The 17,474-nt window shown below is 41.0% G+C and carries 21 protein-coding genes; 8 read left to right on the top strand and 13 right to left on the bottom strand.

What is annotated here, in order from left to right; genetic code table 11:
- Positions 1-11: 11 nt before the first annotated feature.
- The 6 genes from CHH91_RS12760 to CHH91_RS12735 all read right to left on the bottom strand — a co-directional run bounded on the left by CHH91_RS12760 (position 12) and on the right by CHH91_RS12735 (position 6,474).
- Positions 12-2,789, bottom strand: a complete 2,778-nt coding sequence (locus tag CHH91_RS12760; RefSeq protein ID WP_095223833.1) for a sigma 54-interacting transcriptional regulator — start codon at positions 2,787-2,789, stop codon at positions 12-14.
- 78 nt (positions 2,790-2,867) lie between these two features.
- Positions 2,868-3,935 carry an SIS domain-containing protein gene (locus tag CHH91_RS12755; protein WP_095223832.1) on the bottom strand — a complete coding sequence of 356 codons (1,068 nt, stop codon included), beginning with the start codon at positions 3,933-3,935 and terminating at the stop codon, positions 2,868-2,870.
- Positions 3,936-3,961: 26 nt separating this feature from the next.
- Positions 3,962-4,807, bottom strand: a complete 846-nt coding sequence (locus tag CHH91_RS12750; RefSeq protein WP_286160778.1) for a PTS system mannose/fructose/sorbose family transporter subunit IID — start codon at positions 4,805-4,807, stop codon at positions 3,962-3,964.
- Positions 4,807-5,556: a PTS mannose/fructose/sorbose/N-acetylgalactosamine transporter subunit IIC gene (locus CHH91_RS12745; RefSeq protein ID WP_095223831.1), complete on the bottom strand. Its 750-nt coding sequence runs from the start codon at positions 5,554-5,556 to the stop codon at positions 4,807-4,809. The genes CHH91_RS12750 and CHH91_RS12745 overlap by 1 nt, the downstream gene beginning before the upstream one ends.
- An 18-nt stretch (positions 5,557-5,574) precedes the next feature.
- On the bottom strand, positions 5,575-6,045 hold the full coding sequence (locus CHH91_RS12740; RefSeq protein ID WP_095223830.1) for a PTS sugar transporter subunit IIB: 471 nt from the start codon (positions 6,043-6,045) through the stop codon (positions 5,575-5,577).
- Between the two features lie 15 nt (positions 6,046-6,060).
- Positions 6,061-6,474, bottom strand: a complete 414-nt coding sequence (locus tag CHH91_RS12735) for a PTS sugar transporter subunit IIA (protein WP_095223829.1) — start codon at positions 6,472-6,474, stop codon at positions 6,061-6,063.
- 623 nt (positions 6,475-7,097) lie between these two features.
- Here CHH91_RS12735 and CHH91_RS12730 point away from each other — a divergent pair.
- Positions 7,098-7,367 (top strand): hypothetical protein, encoded by a 270-nt coding sequence (locus CHH91_RS12730; protein ID WP_095223828.1) that lies wholly within the window; start codon positions 7,098-7,100, stop codon positions 7,365-7,367.
- Positions 7,368-7,556: 189 nt separating this feature from the next.
- On the opposite strand, the gene CHH91_RS20610 is transcribed toward CHH91_RS12730, so the two are convergent.
- The 3 genes from CHH91_RS20610 to CHH91_RS12720 form a co-directional block, all read right to left on the bottom strand.
- A complete protein-coding gene (locus CHH91_RS20610; RefSeq protein WP_176465781.1) occupies positions 7,557-7,733 on the bottom strand; it encodes a hypothetical protein in 177 nt (58 codons plus the stop codon).
- Between the two features lie 179 nt (positions 7,734-7,912).
- Positions 7,913-8,113, bottom strand: coding sequence for a cold-shock protein (locus CHH91_RS12725; RefSeq protein WP_038559445.1), 201 nt, complete (start codon positions 8,111-8,113; stop codon positions 7,913-7,915).
- A gap of 547 nt (positions 8,114-8,660) precedes the next feature.
- On the bottom strand, positions 8,661-9,263 hold the full coding sequence (locus CHH91_RS12720) for an HD domain-containing protein (RefSeq protein ID WP_141234165.1): 603 nt from the start codon (positions 9,261-9,263) through the stop codon (positions 8,661-8,663).
- Positions 9,264-9,503: 240 nt separating this feature from the next.
- On the opposite strand from CHH91_RS12720, the gene CHH91_RS12715 reads away from it, so the two are divergent.
- From CHH91_RS12715 to CHH91_RS12695, 5 genes are all read left to right on the top strand, one after another.
- The gene (locus CHH91_RS12715; RefSeq protein ID WP_095223827.1) at positions 9,504-9,887 is read left to right on the top strand and encodes a VOC family protein; all 384 of its coding nucleotides are present in this window, start codon (positions 9,504-9,506) and stop codon (positions 9,885-9,887) included.
- Positions 9,888-10,078: 191 nt separating this feature from the next.
- On the top strand, positions 10,079-10,804 hold the full coding sequence (locus CHH91_RS12710) for an alpha/beta hydrolase (protein WP_095223826.1): 726 nt from the start codon (positions 10,079-10,081) through the stop codon (positions 10,802-10,804).
- A gap of 96 nt (positions 10,805-10,900) precedes the next feature.
- Complete coding sequence (locus tag CHH91_RS12705; RefSeq protein ID WP_095223825.1) at positions 10,901-11,416, top strand: 2'-5' RNA ligase family protein; 516 nt, start codon at positions 10,901-10,903, stop codon at positions 11,414-11,416.
- A gap of 2 nt (positions 11,417-11,418) precedes the next feature.
- Positions 11,419-11,841, top strand: coding sequence for a GNAT family N-acetyltransferase (locus CHH91_RS12700; RefSeq protein WP_095223824.1), 423 nt, complete (start codon positions 11,419-11,421; stop codon positions 11,839-11,841).
- A gap of 80 nt (positions 11,842-11,921) precedes the next feature.
- Positions 11,922-12,599, top strand: coding sequence for a DUF421 domain-containing protein (locus CHH91_RS12695; protein ID WP_095223823.1), 678 nt, complete (start codon positions 11,922-11,924; stop codon positions 12,597-12,599).
- Here the strand turns inward: CHH91_RS12695 and CHH91_RS12690 are convergent, their stop codons facing one another.
- Positions 12,600-12,878, bottom strand: a complete 279-nt coding sequence (locus tag CHH91_RS12690; protein ID WP_095223822.1) for a hypothetical protein — start codon at positions 12,876-12,878, stop codon at positions 12,600-12,602. It lies immediately after the preceding gene.
- 88 nt (positions 12,879-12,966) lie between these two features.
- Positions 12,967-13,338, bottom strand: a complete 372-nt coding sequence (locus CHH91_RS12685; protein ID WP_095223821.1) for a hypothetical protein — start codon at positions 13,336-13,338, stop codon at positions 12,967-12,969.
- Between the two features lie 220 nt (positions 13,339-13,558).
- On the opposite strand from CHH91_RS12685, the gene CHH91_RS12680 reads away from it, so the two are divergent.
- Positions 13,559-14,053 carry a CotY/CotZ family spore coat protein gene (locus CHH91_RS12680; RefSeq protein ID WP_095223820.1) on the top strand — a complete coding sequence of 165 codons (495 nt, stop codon included), beginning with the start codon at positions 13,559-13,561 and terminating at the stop codon, positions 14,051-14,053.
- 53 nt (positions 14,054-14,106) lie between these two features.
- On the opposite strand, the gene CHH91_RS12675 is transcribed toward CHH91_RS12680, so the two are convergent.
- Positions 14,107-14,571 carry a CotO family spore coat protein gene (locus CHH91_RS12675; protein WP_095223819.1) on the bottom strand — a complete coding sequence of 155 codons (465 nt, stop codon included), beginning with the start codon at positions 14,569-14,571 and terminating at the stop codon, positions 14,107-14,109.
- A 115-nt stretch (positions 14,572-14,686) separates the two neighbouring features.
- Positions 14,687-16,054: a magnesium transporter gene (gene mgtE / locus CHH91_RS12670; RefSeq protein ID WP_095223818.1), complete on the bottom strand. Its 1,368-nt coding sequence runs from the start codon at positions 16,052-16,054 to the stop codon at positions 14,687-14,689.
- A gap of 229 nt (positions 16,055-16,283) precedes the next feature.
- Between mgtE and CHH91_RS12665 the strand changes: the two genes are divergently transcribed.
- Positions 16,284-17,462: an FtsW/RodA/SpoVE family cell cycle protein gene (locus CHH91_RS12665; protein ID WP_095223817.1), complete on the top strand. Its 1,179-nt coding sequence runs from the start codon at positions 16,284-16,286 to the stop codon at positions 17,460-17,462.
- The last annotated feature ends 12 nt before the right edge of the window (positions 17,463-17,474 follow it).

The raw sequence follows: 17,474 nt of genomic DNA, 5'->3' as shown, positions 1-17,474 counted from the left end.
CCCTCTCTACTCTAATAAACAAAGGATTCGTTTCTGATTTTTATAATGTCATAAATGTATCCGATCTCCGACAAGGGAATTTCTACGCCGTAATTCTCTTCGATTCTATAGAATATACGCTTCATCAGATGAACGAACGTTTTGTGTTCTTCCCCGAATTGTTCCATATCAGAGTAATATTCAATAGGGCTTTTCTTGACTAGCCTTTCAACTAGACAACTCATATGAATATATAAACTCATTAAAGTAGGATTTGAGAACGTAATGTTCAATTCTTGCTGAATTTTTCCTAGGATTTCGCTCAAATTATCAATAAGCTTGTCAGGATTAAGAATTGTTAAATGGTGAATAACACTTTCGAGAGAGAAAAGCTTCAGCATTGTTTCATTCAATTCTTCAATCTTTGCAGGCGGCAAGATCCCACTGAATATTTCATTCAGCTTATTCGTATCTTTCTCTGAAATAATGTCTTCCATAGCTACAAAGGGAATATGCGGCACCTTCGGATCAAGAGTACCTACAATCCCCAAAACATTATAACTAGTAAAGACATGTTCCTTAAGCCCATTATTCTTTAAACTTAAGAAATCATAAGGAAGTACTGTGATGTTTTTCGTGTTGCCAATGCCTTTCATAAGGAGCTCTTTAATTTTCACCGCAGTACCCATGCCAGTACCACATGTTGTAATGATAGCATTGTTCTTATTATGTTCATCTTTAATCAGTTTGTAGGTTGGTTTGATGGATGCTGTGACGTGCTTAAGTATTTGATCTATTTTATCTTCACGCAGGATTGATTCTCCAACTTCAATAGCCATGGATGTTGTAATGTTATTTAATAATCCAATAGCACCTGGACCCTTAGGTTGCAAATGGTTTTGCAATTCTGTCAATGAGCCCATATCAACTAGAAAAATGACACCATTGGTCGTATCAATAGCTTCCATATAATCCTCTATCTTAAGAATAATATCAATAGGAGACACCTCTAATGGCATATCGAAAGCCTCGAATATGTTCTCGCCAAGTACACTGTTTGCTACATGGGCTATACTGCTTGCTGTGGCAAAACCATGTGCAACGATGACCGACCTGATTCGGTCAGTCCTCTTGTTTTTCTTTAACCCTGAGAGATAAAGAGCAATAACAGCAATATCCAGTTTGTTAACATATACATCAAAGGTATCCCTGATTTTGTTGACGATCCTATTGGCGTAAGTCACTTCATTCGGCAGCACTAACTGAATGGAATCCAGCACCTGCTTAGCAGTGCCCTCTTCTTTAGCTGTAAGGGCTGAGCTGCATGCTTCGAACAGATAATGTGTCAGCCCGATAGTGAAGCTTCCCGGAAAGATAATTGATTTATCCACTGGTCTATACTCCATGTACGTAGTAATCAGTTGTTTCAGGCTAAGAAATTCGACCTCTTCTATTACTTTTTGGTTGCTGTACATGATTCGGTCAATTTCCTGATTAACGAGGATAGCCAGCTCCGGTATGTCATCCTTAGGATCCGCATTACCGGCTAATCGTTTTATAAGAGACTGATATATATGGTTTCGTTTCCCCGTAGATTGGTTCAAAAAGGGAAAATCATTTATAATTTTTACTGCCGGATGTATGGATATAAATTCATCCGGCAGTTCCAGTACATGTTTTTGTTTATTCAGTAAATAGTATTCGACTATTTCCTTTGGCAAATGGCGTTGTTGTATATGAATTCCATCATCCATAGCATCAATCGATTCTTGATAAGCTTTTGCACAAGACGTAGTAATTACATTCTTTAACTCTCCTACATTCCCTTTTGGACGATAGGCCATCAGCGCACGGATGACATCATGCTGGATACTTAATTTAACACCGATATTCCTGCTTTCTTTTTCATAGAAAAGGTAGATTAAACGAAACTTCTCATCGTCAGATCGTTCCCTTAATGGAGGAATCGATGTGATGATCGGAATTCTCCTTATGAATGTAGGCAGAAAAGTTTCTTCTATTCCTTCTGTAGTTGCAAATAGAAGCCTTACATCTGATCTCTTCCACTTTTGGTTGTCTCCCAATGGATGAAATACTCCTTGGTCCATGAACAGAAACAACTTCTCCTGTCCTTCCGCGGATAGTCGATGCACCTCATCCAAGAAGAGTATCCCTCCGTCAGCAGACTCGATGATGCCTTTCGTATCTTTCACAGCGCCGGTGAATGCCCCGCTAACATAACCAAAAAGATTAGCTGTGACTAACTCTGGGTTATCAGCAAATTCTGCACAGTTCATTGTAAGGAAAGGACTCTCAGGAGCAATAAGATTGCTTTCCAATGCGTATTCATACGTCAATCGCGCCAAATTACTTTTTCCTACACCTGTTTCTCCAGCAATCATGATTGGAAGACCTCTTGGAGGATAACTTATAGCAGCTTTTAATTGTTCTATTTGAGTGGACATGCTTCCTTCTGCACCAATAAATACAGAGAAAGGATCCCTTTTTTTGGTTTCTTCATTAAGCAAGTAGTGAAATAACTCTTCGTAACTAGAAAAGCTTGTTTGAGCGACAGATTTATTATAGTGATCCTCCAAATGTCTCTTCATGTGAAAATAAACAGGCCTAGTGTTGACCTTGATCATATCCCCCGAACGATTAAGTTCGTTTAAATACCTGCTTGCAGCACTTCTGCTAATCTGCATCAATGCTGCAATTTGACTGGCATCAATTCCAATCTGGTCCTTATGTTGATCTGGCAGATTAGCAGACAGATGTAAGATTTGTTGGATTATGTTATCTTTTATCAAATCGATCCTCTCCTATCCGACCTACTGAAGCTCTACCTTTCTATTATATCTATAATTTTCTTAATAGTTAGAAAATATTTAGATGTTAGCCACCTTGCTTCCCATCATTGTATGGAAGTTGGGGAATTTCGGAATTGCTGCATCTATGCCTTTATCAGCTGATAACAACGACGACAAGATTTGAAGCGGCACTATATACTCAAAGGCAGAGAAGTCTTCCTGCTCCTGGAATGCGAAGGCTAAATCCTGATCAGAAGTTTCAAAGGTCCCCTCTTTACCTATTACGTAACAATGATCTGTTATATTTCCCAAGAAGTCTTTCATATTGAGCAGCCTTTCCTTATCTTTGTGCTCTGAGGCCAGAAATATGATGAAACTGTCCGGGCTGATGCAGTTATAAACGCCATGCATGTATTCTTCCATTTCATAACCAACCACAGGAACTCTCGCAGTTTCCAGGAGTTTCAATGCTCCTTCCAGTGCTGTAGCGTAGTTTGTGCCATATCCGATCACAGCGATATCTTTTGCATGGCAGAAGTCGTCCTTAATCTTTTGATACCATTCCTCAGAAACTTGAGCCAGCGTATCAAGGTTGCTGAAAGTAGTTTGCAGTTTCTCTGACAGTTCTTCATCTTGCTTCCCGGAAGCCTGCATAGCGAAGAGAATCAAAGTAAGAATGGTCCCGACATATCCTTTTGTCTTAGCTCCTGCTCTCTCAACCGAACCGATGGATAAAGGGATAAAATAGTCTACCGTTTCCGCTAAATCACTTTCTGCATACTCGGAAATTCCGATAGTAGGAAACCCCCATTGCTTAGCTTTTTCAATTCCATGAATTGTCGATAGGCTCCTGCCACCTTGTGAAATCCCAATAACAAGCTGTTTACCGCCTAAATGCAGTTGCTCCCGCTCAAAATGTGTTGGATACATTACAAATACCTGTTTGTTTAGTAATTTTGATATCGTATCTTTCGCCACTAATGCAGCATGGTAGGAAGTTCCGGAACCTATCACATAAATACTTTCGATATCGTTATTTGTGTAAGCTTGCACGCTGTCCCCTATAATATCTTCCTTACCTTGTAAAATTGATGTGAGAACTTCCTTTTCCTCATGGATAAATTGATTCATTAGATTTGTTTGCATAATGCTTCCCCTTCCTATCAATAGATTTATAGAATTCCAGCCCACTTGCCTAAAATACCGACAGCAATGATACCGATCATAATATAGTTCACCTTAATACCTTTTTTCAGCAGCAAGAATAGCAGCAATGTAAGCCCTAGCGGCAGGATATTCGGCATTATTTGATCCAGCGTATCCTGTAAGTTAACAGCAGCCCCTTGGATGCTGATTTCTAATGGAGTTGTGAATTGTACCAAAGTTCCAGTCATGGCTCCTATTACAATCAATCCCAATATGCCTGCGCAGTACGACACTTTTTCCATATTGCCCTTTTCATATAAAGAGCTAAGGAGTGTTGTCCCTTGGTTGTAACCCCAGAATGTTCCTTTATAACGCAAGAAGAAGTGAGGGATATTGTAAAGCACCAAGAAGAGGATTGCACCAAGTATGTTGCCTTGGGTTGCAAGTGATATTCCGATACCTGCTGCTATGACCCGGAAAGTTCCCCAGAAGAAAGAGTCACCAATCCCAGCTAATGGTCCCATCAAGGCGACTTTTATCGCATTAATGGAAGAAGAATCGAATACCCCTTTTTCCCTTGCATTCTTTTCTTCCATTGCGGTTGAGATACCCATGACGAAACTTGAAACAGCAGGAGTAGTATTGAAAAACTCCAAATGCCTTTTCAAAGCAGCAGCCAAATCACTCTTCTTTGGATAAAGCTTTAACAGGATAGGAATCATCGCATATAGATAGCCTAAAGCTTGCATCCGCTCATAGTTGAAGGATCCTTGAAGGTGAAATGATCTCCAAAAAACCCTTCTCAATGTTTTTTTATCTACTAGCTCATCTTGACCAGCATCCATTTGATGATTCAGCTGTTTTTCCTCCATTAGAGAAGCACCTCCTTGTCCTTATCTGTTGGCATTAGCTGATAAATCACGACCGCAATAATAGCTCCAATTACGGCTACAGGCGTGATATCGAGCCCGAAAAACACAGCTAAACCGAACCCTAGAAAATAGAAGGGCGATAATTTTTTAGTGAATGTCATTTGCAGCAGAAGTGCAAAACCTAATGCCGGGAACATATTCGCTGCAACTTGCAGCCCTTCCGTGATAGTTTGAGGAATAGCGTTCACGATACCCTCCACCACTTCAGAACCTAATAGAATCCCCAAGAAATTTGGAACAAAACCATTCAGGAAAAATAGGCCTACAGCAAGCCAGTGCATCAGAACAATTTTCTTTGTATTACCTTCTTCGGCATATTTATCTGCGCGATGTATGAAAGAAGTGTTGATTGTCCTTACAAGGATGCCAAGAGATTGAGCAAGTATGGCTATCGGAACTGCTAATGCCAAAGCAACCTCAGCTCCGCTGTCAGTCATAATGGCAAAAGCTGTCCCTAAGATACCTCCTGTTGTTACGTCAGGCGGTGTTGCCGATCCTACACCGACAATCCCCATCCATACCAGTTCCAATGTCGCTCCAACAATGATTCCGGTAGTGAAATCCCCCAGCACTAACCCTACCAGCGGCCCCATGACTAGCGGACGTTCAAACATCATCTGTCCGAATATCCTTCCGTCCAAGATTCCAATCGCTCCAAGCAACCCGATGAGTATAGCCTCCAATACCATAAGAACTCCCCCTCCCGTTTAGACGACAGTTTCGTATAGCTTCTTGCTATCCGTTGGTACCTGACGGATTTCCACTTCAATTCCGCGGCTGATTATTTCGTTCAAATTCTCTTTATCATCTTCATCTACTGCAATCGCTCTGGAAATGAGTTTTTTACCCTCTGCCATCCGCATCCCGCCAAGATTGATACTTTTTATACCGGAGTAACTTTCAACCAAAGCTAAAGCATCCTTGGAATTATCAACTAGAATCAGTGCTTTGAATTTAGGATCCTCCAATTTTGGAAGTATCTCGATGGTTTCAGACACTGTTTTGACATAAAGTGTGCTGCCCGGTGCATTTGCTAGATTTAGCGTCATCTTCTTTAACGGATCACTTGCCGCTTTATCATTGGCAACAATAACTGTATTCACATCAAGGTGGCGGGACCAGGCAAAAGCTACTTGACCGTGTAAAAGTCGATCATCAATTCTTACAAGTTTAATCATTGCTGTTCCTCCTATCTATTGAGGGATACTTTTGGATAACAATTCATTGACATACACAATGCCGTTTTTTGCTTGATGCACGCAATGATCTATCAGATCGTTCGTTGTCATTGCATCTTTCAAACTAAGCATTTCCAATACAAGTGATAGATTGAACCCAGTTATCACATGAACATTGGAACTGCTTGTAAATTCAGCACATAGATTCGCGATGCTTCCACCCAACACGTCTGTGAGAATGATATATTCAGAATTTTTATCATCCGCAACGTTTAGCTTTTCACTGATTTCTTCTTTGATTGAATCCATTGTTCTCTCGGAATCCATACACACCACTTCCATTTCATAAGCGTCACCCATGATCATGTGAACAGAGTTCTTAAGTTCCTTTGCAAGATTGCCATGTGATGCGATGATGAATTTTTTCATCCCTTCACCTCCTCACTTAACTAATAAGCAAGAATCATGCCAATTAGTGTGAAGTGTTAAGATTAACGTTATATTCTGCATATCTTTCTTACTGTGTCACACTATTGCTTTCACAATGAGGATTACGAGGGGGGTGTGACTAGCAGGCCATCAGCTAAGTGACAGGATTACTGCTGTTAATCTCTTGCTTCCACTCGGCAATTTAATTTACTTTGGTAACGCTATTAGGAATGGATGGATGGAAGCACGCGCTTTTATGAACTGTTCGTACTGGGATCATGGCATCACCAGCTTTGAATCTGTTTATGATGCCGCTAACTAGAACGCTGGTTGAATGATGAAATTAGTCAATCAGCTCTGTCTTGTTGTTAATGAAGGGAAAAGGCTGCCAAGCAAGTTATCATACCTCTAACTATCCAAATGTATTATAATAAGTAATATACTGGAAAAGAGTGGAGCGAATTTCTATTTCAAAAAAAATAAAAATACTATTAGTAATCATTTGCTTAGTTGCAATTACTGGAATCTCTGTCTATATAGTTTTGCCTTTTTTATCCGTTCATCACGATAAGACCTTGGAAAGAAATCTAAACTACAAGCTAAAAGAGGAGGGTACGAATTCATTGAATCTTGGAGATTATATTGAGTATGATTGGAAGAAAGCTTATATCTTTACTCCTTACACAACTGAAGTAGATATGAAGAAGATATTAGGCCTGACATTCCATGATCCAGTAAATATGTCAATCAGAGATGATATAGAACTCTTGGTTGTAATCAAAGAAGATAATACATTTGAATACATGAGCGTCGATCTTCGATACGGGTATTTGCAGCAAAAAGGAGAATACATAACACCCGACAATGATGTGATTGAAATTACACGCCCTTAACTAGCCATTAAAATAAAATGGACCGACTGGCAACTGCCAGTCGGTCCATTTTACTTAAGCTTGCAACTTGCATTCAGCTTTTTCCCCTTAAGATATGCCTTTTGCGTTCCCATCATACATAGGGCCAAGAACATAGATCCAGGCTCGATCTATTAAAAAATCTTAGCTCACTTAAAATATATACCCTTATTACCTATTTTCATGTTTCATCAATTCTTCTTCAAAGAAAAAAGTACTTGGATATTTATTGACTACATAAGAGTATTTTTTCATGTTTTTCACATAATGACTTTTCAAGACCGTTACTAATTCATTCGAATCTTTTATTTTGACTACTTCTCCATTACGGAATATTCCTGCGCTCATAGCTCTCATCCTCTCGGGTATCAATCCAATATATATTATGTCCGCCTTTATGATTCCCCAAAGAACTTCTGTCAACTCTGGTATTTTTATACCGAAATTTCAAAAGTAGATATAGTATATTTTTTATAGCTAATCAAAGAAATAAAAAAAGACCCCCGAAGGAGTCTCTTTTACTTTAATTAGATTTTGTTAACGTTAGCAGCTTGTGCTCCGCGTTGACCTTGTTCGATATCGAATGTCACTTTTTGACCTTCGTCTAAAGATTTGAAGCCTTCGCCTTGGATAGCGCTGAAATGTACGAATACATCTTCTCCGCCTTCAACTTCGATGAAGCCGAATCCTTTATCTGCGTTAAACCATTTCACTGTACCTTGTTCCATAATTGTTGCCTCCTGTTGTGGGAATTCCCACAAATATATTACTACCCTTGTTCAAACATATTATCTCAAGATATATAATACTTCTTGCAAATCTTACACCGAACAAAAATAACTAAATTCATCATAACATATAGAACTGCATAAAGCAAATACAGAAAAGTAGATAAACTTTAAAAGTGTAAAAACCTGGATTTGCCATGTATATATCCACATTCATTTGTCTACTGTGATATTCAAGTAGTCCCAAATAATACTTGAATTGCTCTATTATACTTTGATAGCTCAGTCAGCATAATACATAAAGGTTGGCAAGACATGTTCGATAATATTTTCGTACCAGGGCTGAATGGCATTGCCACTTTTGTCTTTTGGTACCCATTTGTGATGTCACGGTTTTAGATTGCTGGTACGCTTGTCTATATATGGCTCCGGGATAAAGACCAAAAATTGATTTTGAGAGGGGCGGCTGGCCGCTGATCGGTTTTTGGTCCCTTGTTATAAAGAGAAAGATCCCTGACAACAAACGCGCTATGACTGATCCCCTTAATCATTCTGGTTGTCCTACGCTTTGAACATAACCATTCGCTTTCAACTTCTCTTCTGCCTCACCTACAATAACCCGCCTCAGATCCTCCAGTACCGGATGGAATTCCGTATGGGGTTTCAGCATATAAACCATTTCTTTCTCAATATCCAGCCATGTATCCATCGCTGCTTCATTATGCTGCAGCTGTGCTTCCAGCTTATCTAAAGCATTGGCTACCTTTGCCTCGAATGTTTCCTTTGCTTCGAATTCAAGCCAAAGTATCTGCAGCTCCTGACCTGGCTCTTCTTCCAGCATTGCCCTTATGTTATCCATGGCAGTTTGCTCAGCCAGCTGCTTTTGTTCTTTTCTTTTTGCATCATACAGCGTATCAAAAGCAGGAACATCCATTGCTTCTGCTTCGACTAAATCGTGAATCATGATCATTTTCAGCAACTTTGCCATGTCTAATTTTTCTTCTATGTACGGTTCTATCAGCACAGCCATCAGCCCTACGCGCCATGTATGTTCTGCTACACTCTCTCGCCTGCCGTTCGACAGCCAGCTATGCCGCATTTCAAATTTAAGCTTTTCAGCAAGCTTCAAAACTTGCATGATTCCTTTCATCTGCTTCATTGATATCATCCCTTCCGTAATGATATTACCATAATTTTCATAATGGATATTTGGACTTTGTACGTTATGCATCTCCTTGTTTCTATTTTCTTTTTAGTTTTCCAGCACAGCTCGTGCTCTATTTATGAATCTCCAGAGTCAAATTTATTTTATACTATGAGTACTTCTAAAAGGTAAATTCCACTCCAATGCAGAATGTATACGCACATTCAAATTAAAAAGGAGATAATAATGATTAATCACGTTGGTCAAGTCATGATATATGTTAGCGATCAGGATCAGGCAGTTCATTTTTGGACAGAAAAAATGGGGTTTCAAGTGATAGCGGAAGAAGACGGCGGCCAGGGTATGAGATGGATTGAAATCGCACCTACAAATAATGCGGAAACAAGTATCATTCTCCACAACAAAGAAATTATTGCGAAAATGGAACCTGAACTAAATCTTGGTACACCTTCTTTACTGTTCTTCTCGGATAACCTTGATAGACTGCATGAAGATTTATCAACTGATCATGTAACAGTTGGGGAAATAGTGGCAATGCCATCTGGGAGAGTTTTCAACTTCGCAGATCATGAAGGAAATTACTTTGCAGTCATGGAAAAAAACAAATGATTCCTGGATTACATACACCCCGCTAGATCCATTTCGATTCTGTGAAATGGATCCTTTTTCTATGGGGTTAAAGAGGAAGCAATTCACTCCAAAAGGCTGTACATTACCCTAACATCCTGTATTATTCTTTCTCTTCCTGCCATTCATGGTAAAATGACATCACAACCCTTTCACAAAGCGAGGTTTAGCAGATGAAACGAAATGGTAAGATGGAAAGTACCATCATAGACAGTATCTATTTAGATGAAAGCTTGGAAGTGCGATGGTATAAACCGGAGACCTTTTCTCCCATGTATAAGTATCAGCTATGCATCATGCAGGATGGCAACGATTATTTCCAAATGGGGCGAATCGCGACGTTAAGCGATCAGCTGCATGGTGATGGTCAGATTCAAAATACAGTTTTCGCCGGCATCCATTATCGCGACCGTTACGACCGAATTGATAAATACCATCCTGATGGAAAGAAACACGAAGCCTTTCTGCAGTTCCTTCTTCATGAAGTGCTGCCGGTTTTGGAGGATGATCTGCCGACATTACATATGGGAGCAACCAGGATATTGATGGGTGATTCTCTGGCCGGCACTCTCTCCCTTGTTGCTGCCCTTCGCTTTCCGCATACATTCGGAGGCGTTGTAATGCAGTCTCCATTAATCGATGAAGCTGTCATGCGGGAAGTAAGAGAAGCAAAGCAACTGGATAGCTTGTCTATTTATCATACGATCGGTACGAATGAGACAAAGGTTCCTACAAGCTTCGGGAAAGAGGTTGACTTTGTGGAACCGAACCGGAGCTTGCAGGAATACTTCCGCACAAAGCCTGTTGATTATACGTATCGGGAACTGGATAATGCAGAACATACATGGAAGTATTGGCAGCGTGATATGAAACAGGTCCTGATAGACGTATTCGGCTGAACCTTCGGCCGCATACAGCAGGCCCTGTCTCTGGTATAATAAGAAGCATAAAGCAAACGATACGCATGCTATTCATTCTTAATTGGAGGTATTGAGATGAACTACACTGTAGCAATTTTCCCATCTGAGCAAGTGCAGCAAGAAGCTAATTCGTACCGCAAACGATACGACTCCGCTTACGCACTCATCAAACCGCATATGAAGGTAAGACAGCCATTCACATTGAATGAAGAAGATGATTTGATCGATGCTGTCAGTGAACTGAAACGAATTGCACGCGAAACAGCACCCTTCTCTTATCAAATTGAAAAAGTAAGTACGTTTGCACCTGCTCATAATACACTCTATTTCAAGGTGACACCTTCTGAGGAATTAAAAACACTGCACGAAAAGCTATATCATGGTTTCTTCGAAGGTGAAAAAGCATATGCATTCATTCCGCATATCACGATTGCACAAAATCTTTCCAATGGGGAATATGCCGATTTGCATGGAACGCTGAAGCTGAAGCAATTTCAATATGAAGAACAAGCCACACAGTTCCATCTGCTTCAGGAACAAGAAGACGGGAAATGGATCGTGAAAGAAACTTTTACGTTAGGTGAAGAATAATCATGGAAATATTCGTAGCAGAAAACAGTATACAACAGCAAGATGCTTTCCAAGTAAGGACACTTGTATTCGTTGAGGAGCAAAAAGTACCGGCCGATCTTGAAATCGATGAACTGGAGAATGAAAGTATCCATTTCGTCGGGTACGAGGATGGAACTCCGGGAGCAGCTGCCAGAATGCGATTAGTCGATGAGTATGCGAAGATGGAACGCATTTGCATCCTGAAAGAATTCCGAGGCAAACGTTATGGCAATGAACTAATGTGGGCAATGGAGGAGGAAGCCAAAAAACGCGGCATGCAAAAAGCGAAACTGAACGCGCAAACTCAGGCCATTCCTTTCTATGAACGATTAGGTTATACAGTCGTTTCAGAAGAATTCATGGATGCGGGCATTCCGCATAAAACGATGACAAAAGAGCTGTGAGACTTCCTTTTGGAGGTCTCTTTTTTTGTATAGTCATGATTCCTTTGGGCATGCTTTCTCTTAGAAGGGATGTGTTGCACATGGGAGAATATGGACATATCATCGTGGAAGTAATATTCGGCTTTTTTGGCCTGTTTATCTTAACGAAGGTGCTCGGAAAAACCCAAATGAATCAAATTACTGCCTTCGACTTTATCGCCGCAATCGCTGTCGGAGAGCTATTCGGTAATGCTATTTTTGATCAAGAAGCTGGTATATCGCATATTGCAGTCGCAATCATCACATGGGGTTTATTGATGGTAGTCATTGAGAAAATTACCCAGCAATTCAAAGGTACACGCGGTTTTCTGGAAGGAAAACCTACTGTGATCATCTCCAAAGGCGAGCTCAGGTACGCTGACATGAAAGCCAACAAGATGGATTTCAATCAGCTGATGCACCAATTACGATCAAACAGCATCTTTTCACTCTCAGAAGTTGATTACGCCATTATTGAAGCTGATGGCAGTCTTAGCGTCTTGAAAAAAAGTGCGTATCAAAATCCTACAAGAAATGACCTTGATTTGAAAGAACAGCCCAATCCTCTCCCTGTTTCGTTCATACTAGATGGTGAAACTATAAAGGATAACATTATAAATAGCGGCCAGACTTTGGAATGGCTGGAGAATGAAATAAAGAAACAAGGCTTCAACAGTGTTTCTGAGGTAGCATATGCGGAATGGACGCCTATTGACGGACTATTTACTAAATCGTATTAACTAACAAACTGTGTTAATATAACGCCCTTTTCCGGTTAAGAAGCTATATGTCTGCCCGTCAAATGGTGCCTCTTTGGTTGTTTGATTACGCTTCTGGCGGGGCATGGAAGCAGCTTGGTAGTCCAGCCTATCCTGAACGTGCTGCTCAAATGTATCTTTTGTTTTGTGGGACATAATCGGGTTTGTTCTTTCAATTACATAACGATCGCTTTTTGGACTGTTGACCCTATTTTGATAATCCATATACTGATAGGATGAAACCGGTACTGTCCAACTCATACAATCTCCTCCTTTATGTATCTTATTCTACTTTTTCCCGTATCCTTCCTTGTTTAACCATAAAAAAAAGCAGCCGAGGCTGCTTTTATCAGAACCAGAAGTTAGGGCGTCTTTTGTTATCATCGTCGTCTTTCTTTTTATCATCATGATCATGTTTGTCATCATGTTTATGTTCATTTTTCTTCCGTCGGAAACCGAATATTGGATCAAAATCAAAACCATGATCGTGTTTGTCATCATGATCGTGTTTGTTATCCTCTTTATGATCTTCATCTTTTTTACGGCCGGAACCAAAGAACAAATCATAATCATGTTTATGATCATGTTTCTTATCATCATGATCGTGCTTTTTATCATCATGATCGTGCTTATCTTTATGGATATCGTCGGCATCAAGCACTACTTTGTCAGCTTTGATGATGAGATTCTTCACGTGGATGACCTTTTTTTCCTGCGACATGTCTTTCACTCCTTTTTCCTTGGACTCAAGTCTTGATAGTTTATGTAACCCATTAGGATAAGGTGTGCTATGTACGCCTAATCCTGTGTTTTTTCTTCACTAGCAAATACCTACCAACTTCTTGCATAATGCAGTTAAGTGCCCACACATAACAAGTGACCTCTCATATCTTATTAAAGACGAAACGTCATTACTTTATCATTTCGAGAGGGGTAAAATCATGAGCAATGCAACGCGAGAGCGAGAAAGTTCATCAATCGTTGTAGATATCGTCAGAGAAATTGCTAATGCACAAAGAGATATCTCCAGCGAGTGCTGTGCAACAAGTGCGGAACAATCCATTAATGATCTTCTTGGCAATTTCGGAGGATCTGCTGGTTTCGATACAGTACCAATCATGCTATACAACGATCTCGGTGGAATCTTCCGCGGATATGGTGTAGCACCTGGAGCAACACCAGGAACACTCGGACCGGTAGCTGCAAGCTACTACTTCCGTGTGAAAGCAGTTTACGATGATGACGCTGCTGTATTGGAACTGCTTCGCAGCCCTGCTGACATCACACTCATTCCTGACGGAGTCGATGATCAGATAGTTACCGGCTTAGCAGCAACTGGCCTTTGCTTCACAGTTGATTTAACTAAATTTGCACACATCACTACTTTGCCAGCTATTTCTGCATTCCTTACTGGTACAACTGGCCCAACTGCTTAATCCAGATCAAAACAGGAAAAGTTCAATCTTGATTACAAGATTGAACTTTTTTCTTAGAAACCAAGTAATTTAATGTCCCGAATGTCTTCAATCTTCACTTCCCGTTTAAACGGACGCCGGATGGATTTAAATTGAATTAGATCTTCTTCCCTACCTGAAATGATGCCGATCAAGCTGCCTTCTGATGTAACGATTTCACATTTCATTCTCGGGATTTGAGAAGGAAGATTCAAGAAATACTCAATCTTTTCGACCGTCGTCAATTCCTTGAAATTCACTTTTTTACTGGTTGGTGCTGCTTTCTTCTCAGCTGTCTGTGTTTTCTCCTCTGCACGTGCAGCAGCTATACGTTTTTCCTCTATCTGTGCAGTTTCTTGCTTTTCTTCTTCTGTCAGTACTTCTTTCTTCTTTCCTTTTGCCGAACGATAGGCCTGCTGCATTTCTGCCTTTGGCAAATCAAGCTTGGGCTGGGCTATGAACAGCAATGGCTGCTGTCTCCTTACCTTTTCATTGGACACGCAACGTCCTCCTTTGCATTAGGATTCCTACCCATTATATGCAGCTGATGATAGAGGGTGCCCAATTTGACCAAAAGAAAAAGACTGCCTCCAGACAGTCTTTTTTTGTCACATATTAACTTGTCAGCAGTCCCATAAAAGCTGTCGCCAGCCCGAAATAAATTAAGATGGAAATGATGTCATTAATAGTCGTAATGAACGGACCTGAAGCGATGGCCGGGTCGATGTTCAGTTTATGCATGAGCAGCGGGATGATAGCTCCTGCCAGAGTAGCAATGATTAATGTCGCAAAAATGGATAACCCGACAAGTAGACCTAGGAAGAAGTCTTTCTGCCAGATGGTCACGACTAAGGTGATGACAATACCACAGCTAAGGCCTGTCATAATACCTGTCAGGCCTTCCCGCATAACCATCCGCATTTTTCCACGCTTGGCAACATCACCTGTCGCCATACCACGGACAGCAACTGCCAGAGCCTGGGTGCCGGTATTCCCCCCCATTCCGCCGATAAGCGGGATAAAGCTCGCTAGTATAGCCACCTGGCTGAGCGTATTCTCAAAACGACTGATCAAACTTGCCGTAATCATACCGAGGAATAGGAGTACAACTAGCCATGGCAGCCGTTTACGAGCAGATACGAAAGCACTGTCTTCTCCTCTTTCCGTATCACTTACCCCGGCTAAACGGCTGTAATCCTCATCTGCTTCTTCTTCCATTACATCGAGGATATCATCGACCGTTATGATACCGAGTATATGATTTTGAAAGTCGACAACCGGCAGTGCCAGGAAGTCGTAATCACGCATCATTTGAGCAGCGTGCTCCTGATCGTCACCGACAGCTACACTGACTATCCTGTCGCTCATCACCTCTGAAATGAGCCAGTCTTTCTCTGCTATAATAAGATTTCGCAAGGAAATGACGCCGACCAGCTTCTTATCTTGGTCTACGACATACGTATAATAAATTGTTTCAGCATCCGGTGCTTCGGCTCTTAAATGCAGCATCGCTTCCCGCACCGTATCGGTTGCGCTGACACTGACGAATTCAGTCGTCATGATACTTCCGGCTGTTTTATCCTCATAATGCAGAAGATGTTTGATTTCATCCGCTGATTCCTTTTCCATGATTGTGATAAAACTAGCAACCTTGTTTTTATCCATTTCCTTCAATATATCGACGGCATCATCAGCTGACATCTCGGCCAGTACCTGCGCTGCATAACGTGAGTACATCTCGGTGAAATACAGGTCTGCATTTTCCCAGTTGACGTTTTCCATAATCTCTGCGGTTTCATCTGGTGAGAGATAAGAATAAATCTGCTTTCGTATTTCTTCAGGCTGTTCCTCGAAAACAGCCGCTTGATCATACGGGTGCAATTCTAGGTATTCTGCACGAAATTGGTCGATTTGCTGGTTAGCTAGTGCTTCCCTGATTTTATTTTGGTATAGTAAGATTTCTTGGTTTTCCAAATGATCCATACGTCTGCCTCCTCGCTTGCAAGAACACTCAATAGTAAGTAATATCTTGCCCTTTGTCAACGTAAAAACGGTCGTTCTGTGAAAGGTTTAAGAAACTTTAATAGAGTTCACTTAATTTATCCGTCATTTTGTTGTAAACTGTAACAAGATTATATTCCACTCATTTGCAAAATCTAATCGCTTTTATAGCAGCTAGAGATGCGGAAGGAACGAAAGAAAGGTTTTGTGTATGAATTCTAACAAATTCCGGTTAGATCTAACAATTATATTAGTTTTGATATTGCTTTGTATCGTCTCTTCATTCACGTTATTCGAGCTGCAGCCGACATTATCCGGTATCGCCGCCCAAACACAATATATGCCGCGCCAGATTATGTGGTACGTCCTTGGTGCTGTCGTCATTGCTGTTATGATGCTGCTTGATTATGACCGGCTTCGCCAGCTCGTGTGGATTTTCTACGGAATTGGTATGGTTATGCTGTTGATGTTATTCTTCAAATTCCCAGCTGCCATCATCAATGAAGCAAACGGAGCGACAAGCTGGTTCATCTTGCCGGGTATCGGTTCGATGCAGCCTGCTGAATTTGTGAAGGTGTTTGTCGTTATCGCTTTGGCGCATGTCATCATGTCCCATAACGAAAAGAATACAGTCCGCACAAATAAAACAGATTTGTTCTTGCTTGGGAAGCTGTTTGCAGTAGCCTTGCCCCCTATGGGTCTGATTGCTGTACAGCCTGACCTGGGCGGTTTCCTTGTACTGTGTTCCATTCTTGGAGCTACGATTTTAGTATCAGGAATCAGCTGGAGGCTGCTGTTGACCATATTGGGTGTTATCCTTGGTATTAGTTTATTTGTAGCAATTCTGGCTTATATTTTACCGAACCAGGTCGGTGCCTTCTTGCAGGAAACGATTTTCAAGCACGTCGAGAGCCGATTCCTCGGCTGGCTTTACCCAGAAAAATATCCTGATTCCAGTTACCAGTACAGATTGGGACTGATGGCTATTGGATCAGGAATTCTTTTCGGAAAAGGGGCATCAAATTTTCAGGTTTCCATTCCGGAAAGACATACAGATTATATTTTTTCTGCCATCGCTGAACAGTTTGGGTTTATCGGATCCGCAATTGTGCTCTTCTTATTCTTCATCCTCATCTATCGTATGATTCAGGTGGGACTGGAGAGCAACGAGCCATTCGGCAGTTACTTGGCAGCCGGGTTCATCGGGATGTTCACTTATCAGATATTCCAGAACATCGGGATGTCGGTAGGACTCGTACCGATTACCGGACTTCCGCTGCCATTCCTCAGCTATGGAGGAAGTTCGACGCTCGCCTATATGATTGCAATCGGTATCGTGCTCAATATTCACTCGAGAACACGTACATTCATGTTCGAAACACAGAAATAAGCCTTACGTAAA

Source organism: Virgibacillus sp. 7505 (assembly GCF_002272135.1).
Lineage (GTDB): Bacteria > Bacillota > Bacilli > Bacillales > Amphibacillaceae > Terribacillus.
This window is presented reverse-complemented; position numbering and strand designations above follow the sequence as displayed.

Excerpts from the sequence above, each read along its gene's own strand:
- CHH91_RS12755 (WP_095223832.1), bottom strand. The coding sequence starts at position 3,935 with ATGCAAACAAATCTAATGAATCAATTTATCCATGAGGAAAAGGAAGTT.
- CHH91_RS12750 (WP_286160778.1), bottom strand. The coding sequence starts at position 4,807 with ATGGAGGAAAAACAGCTGAATCATCAAATGGATGCTGGTCAAGATGAG.
- CHH91_RS12745 (WP_095223831.1), bottom strand. The coding sequence starts at position 5,556 with ATGGTATTGGAGGCTATACTCATCGGGTTGCTTGGAGCGATTGGAATC.
- CHH91_RS12740 (WP_095223830.1), bottom strand. The coding sequence starts at position 6,045 with ATGATTAAACTTGTAAGAATTGATGATCGACTTTTACACGGTCAAGTA.
- CHH91_RS12735 (WP_095223829.1), bottom strand. The coding sequence starts at position 6,474 with ATGAAAAAATTCATCATCGCATCACATGGCAATCTTGCAAAGGAACTT.
- CHH91_RS20610 (WP_176465781.1), bottom strand. The coding sequence starts at position 7,733 with ATGAGCGCAGGAATATTCCGTAATGGAGAAGTAGTCAAAATAAAAGAT.
- CHH91_RS12725 (WP_038559445.1), bottom strand. The coding sequence starts at position 8,113 with ATGGAACAAGGTACAGTGAAATGGTTTAACGCAGATAAAGGATTCGGC.
- CHH91_RS12720 (WP_141234165.1), bottom strand. The coding sequence starts at position 9,263 with ATGAAAGGAATCATGCAAGTTTTGAAGCTTGCTGAAAAGCTTAAATTT.
- CHH91_RS12715 (WP_095223827.1), top strand. The coding sequence starts at position 9,504 with ATGATTAATCACGTTGGTCAAGTCATGATATATGTTAGCGATCAGGAT.
- CHH91_RS12710 (WP_095223826.1), top strand. The coding sequence starts at position 10,079 with ATGAAACGAAATGGTAAGATGGAAAGTACCATCATAGACAGTATCTAT.
- CHH91_RS12705 (WP_095223825.1), top strand. The coding sequence starts at position 10,901 with ATGAACTACACTGTAGCAATTTTCCCATCTGAGCAAGTGCAGCAAGAA.
- CHH91_RS12700 (WP_095223824.1), top strand. The coding sequence starts at position 11,419 with ATGGAAATATTCGTAGCAGAAAACAGTATACAACAGCAAGATGCTTTC.
- CHH91_RS12695 (WP_095223823.1), top strand. The coding sequence starts at position 11,922 with ATGGGAGAATATGGACATATCATCGTGGAAGTAATATTCGGCTTTTTT.
- CHH91_RS12690 (WP_095223822.1), bottom strand. The coding sequence starts at position 12,878 with ATGAGTTGGACAGTACCGGTTTCATCCTATCAGTATATGGATTATCAA.
- CHH91_RS12685 (WP_095223821.1), bottom strand. The coding sequence starts at position 13,338 with ATGTCGCAGGAAAAAAAGGTCATCCACGTGAAGAATCTCATCATCAAA.
- CHH91_RS12680 (WP_095223820.1), top strand. The coding sequence starts at position 13,559 with ATGAGCAATGCAACGCGAGAGCGAGAAAGTTCATCAATCGTTGTAGAT.
- mgtE (WP_095223818.1), bottom strand. The coding sequence starts at position 16,054 with ATGGATCATTTGGAAAACCAAGAAATCTTACTATACCAAAATAAAATC.
- CHH91_RS12665 (WP_095223817.1), top strand. The coding sequence starts at position 16,284 with ATGAATTCTAACAAATTCCGGTTAGATCTAACAATTATATTAGTTTTG.